General features: G+C 70.0%; 2 protein-coding genes. Both read left to right on the forward strand.

Annotated elements, in window-relative coordinates; genetic code table 11:
- The coding region (locus ACWDTP_RS38015; RefSeq protein ID WP_450028375.1) for a DUF4118 domain-containing protein at positions 1–2,438 on the forward strand (2,438 nt) is incomplete at its 5' end.
- Positions 2,435–3,124, forward strand: a complete 690-nt coding sequence (locus ACWDTP_RS38020; protein WP_450028376.1) for a response regulator — start codon at positions 2,435–2,437, stop codon at positions 3,122–3,124. The genes ACWDTP_RS38015 and ACWDTP_RS38020, both read left to right, overlap by 4 nt.
- The last annotated feature ends 65 nt before the right edge of the window (positions 3,125–3,189 follow it).

Here is a 3,189-nt window from a genome sequence, read left to right on the forward strand (position 1 = left end):
ACGCCATGCTCGGCGAGGCGCACCGGCGGCTGGAGCGCGGCACCGACGTCGTCGCCGCGGTCGTCGAGACGCACAGCCGCACCAAGACCACCGAGTTGCTGGCGGGTATCGAGACGGTGCCGCCCCGCTACATCACCTACCGGGGCAGCAGCTTTCCCGAACTCGACGTGCCCGCGGTGCTGGCACGAAGGCCGCAGGTGGTGCTGGTCGACGAACTCGCCCACACCAACACGCCAGGCAGCCGCAACGCCAAACGCTGGCAGGACATTCAGGAACTGCTCGACGCCGGGATCACCGTGATCTCGACGGTCAACGTGCAGCACCTGGAAAGCCTCAACGACGTCGTCACCGCCATCACCGGGATCGAACAGCAGGAGAAGGTTCCCGACGAGGTGGTGCGCGCCGCCGATCAGATCGAGCTCGTCGACATCACCCCGGAGGCGTTGCGGCGCAGGCTGTCCCACGGCAACGTGTACGCCCCCGAGCGTATCGACGCCGCGCTGACCAACTATTTCCGGCGCGGAAACCTCACCGCGCTGCGGGAACTGGCGTTGTTGTGGCTGGCCGATCAGGTCGATGCGGCACTGGCCAAATACCGGACCGACCACAAGATCACCGACACCTGGGAGGCGCGCGAACGCGTCGTCGTCGCCGTCACCGGCGGCGCCGAGTCGGAGACGTTGGTGCGCAGGGCCTTCCGGATCGCGTCGAAGGCCAGCGCCGAGCTGATGGTGGTGCACGTGGTGCGCGGCGACGGACTCTCCGGGGTGTCCGCACCGCTGATGGGCAGGCTCCGCGAGCTGGCCACCAGCCTTGGCGCCACCGTGCACACCGTGGTCGGCGACGACGTGCCCGCCGCGCTCCTGGATTTCGCCCGCGAGATGAACGCCACCCAGCTGGTGCTGGGCACCTCACGGCGCTCGCGGTGGGCCCGCATCTTCGACGAGGGCATCGGCTCGACGGTGGTGCAGCAGTCCGAGAAGATCGACGTCCACATGGTCACCCACGAGCAGGCCCGGCGCGGCTCGAGGTGGTCGTCGACCACGCCCCGGCAGCGGCACGCCGCGTCCTGGCTGGCCGCCCTGGTGGTTCCGTCGGTGATCTGCGCGATGACCGTCACGCTGCTCGACCGTCTCCTCGGGGTCGGCGGGGAGAGCGCGCTGTTCTTCGTCGGTGTCCTGGTCGTCGCCCTGCTCGGTGGTGTCGCGCCGGCCGCGCTGTCGGCGGTGCTGTCCGGGCTGCTGCTCAACTATTTCCTGATCAGCCCGCGGCACACCTTCACGATCGCCGACCCCGACAGTGCCCTGACCATCGTGGTGCTGCTGGCCGTCGCGGTCGCGGTCGCGGGTCTGGTGGACGGGGCGGCCAAACGCGCCCGCGAGGCCCGCCACGCCTCGCGGGAGGCCGAGCTGCTGGCGTTGTTCGCCGGGTCGGTGCTGCGCGGCGCCGATCTGGACACCCTGCTGGAACGGGTCCGCGAAACCTACTCGCAGCGCGCGGTCAGCCTGCTGCGGGACGGGCCGGGCGGCGCGACGATCGTCGGCTGCGTCGGTCAGGACCCGTGTGTGCGGGTCGACACCGCCGATTCCGCGATCGAGGTCGGCGACGACGAGTTCTGGCTGCTCATGTCCGGGCGCAAACTGGCCGCCCGCGACCGGCGGGTGCTGAGCGCGGTGGCCAAACAGGCGGCCGGGCTGGTGCGGCAGCGGGAGCTGACCGAAGCGGCGGGCCGGGCCAACGCGATCGCGCAGGCCGACGAGCTGCGCCGCTCGCTGCTCGCGGCCGTCAGCCACGACCTGCGTACCCCGCTGACCTCGGCCAAGGCCGCGGTGTCCAGCCTGCGCAGCGACGATGTGGATTTCTCCGAGGAGGACACCGCCGAACTGCTGGCCACAGTCGAGGAATCGGTGGACGCGCTGACCGCGCTGGTGGGTAACCTGCTCGACTCCTCGAGGCTGGCCGCCGGCGTGGTCGAGCCCGAGCTGCGGCCGGTGTACCTGGAGGAGACCGTGGGGCGGGCGTTGCTCGGAATCCGGCGCGGCGCCACCGGTTTCGGCCGGGACGTGGACCGGGTGAAGATCGAGGTCGGCGATGCGGTGGCGATGGCCGACGCCGGGCTGCTAGAACGGGTGCTGGCCAACCTGATCGACAATGCGCTGCGCTACGCGCAGGATGGTCCGGTGCGGGTGAGTGCGGGACGGGTCGGGACCCGGATGCTGATCGCGGTGATCGACGAGGGGCCCGGCGTACCGCGAGACACCGAGGACGCCCTGTTCGCGCCGTTCCAGCGGCTCGGCGACCACGACACCAGCAGCGGGGTCGGGCTGGGCCTCTCGGTGGCCAAGGGCTTCGTCGAGGCGATGGGCGGCACCATCACCGCCGGCGACACCCCCGGTGGCGGGCTCACGGTCGAAATCGACCTGGCGGCACCGCAATGACGGCCCCGAAGACCCGGGTGCTGGTCGTCGACGACGAGCCGCAGATCCTGCGGGCGCTGCGGATCAACCTGTCGGTGCGCGGTTACCAGGTGGACACCGCGGCCACCGGGGCCGCGGCGCTGCGCAGCGCCGCCGACCACCGCCCCGACGTCATCGTGCTCGATCTCGGCTTGCCCGATATGTCGGGCATCGACGTGCTCGGCGGACTGCGCGGCTGGCTGTCGGCCCCGGTGATCGTGCTGTCGGCCCGCACCGACTCCTCCGACAAGGTCGAGGCCCTCGACGCCGGGGCCGACGACTATGTCACCAAACCCTTTGGTATGGACGAGTTTCTGGCCCGGCTGCGGGCGGCCGTGCGTCGCGCCGCGGTGCCCGATGCCGATCAGCCGGTCATCGAAACATCCTCGTTCACAGTCGATCTCGCCGCGAAGAAGGTCACCAGGAACGATGCCGAGGTGCACCTGACCCCCACCGAGTGGGGCATGCTGGAGATGCTGGTGCGCAACCGGGGCAAGCTGGTGGGCCGCGAGGAGTTGCTCAAGGAGGTGTGGGGCCCGGCCTACGCCACCGAGACCCATTATCTGCGGGTATACCTGGCCCAGTTGCGCCGCAAACTCGAGGACGACCCGTCGCATCCGGTGCATCTGCTGACCGAGGCGGGTATGGGTTACCGTTTCCAGGAGTGACCTTTTCCCGCGAGCAGACATAAAACTGCCCTTCTCCGGCCGAAAATGGGCAGTTTTATGTCTGC

Source organism: Mycobacterium sp. NPDC003449, from assembly GCF_053588415.1.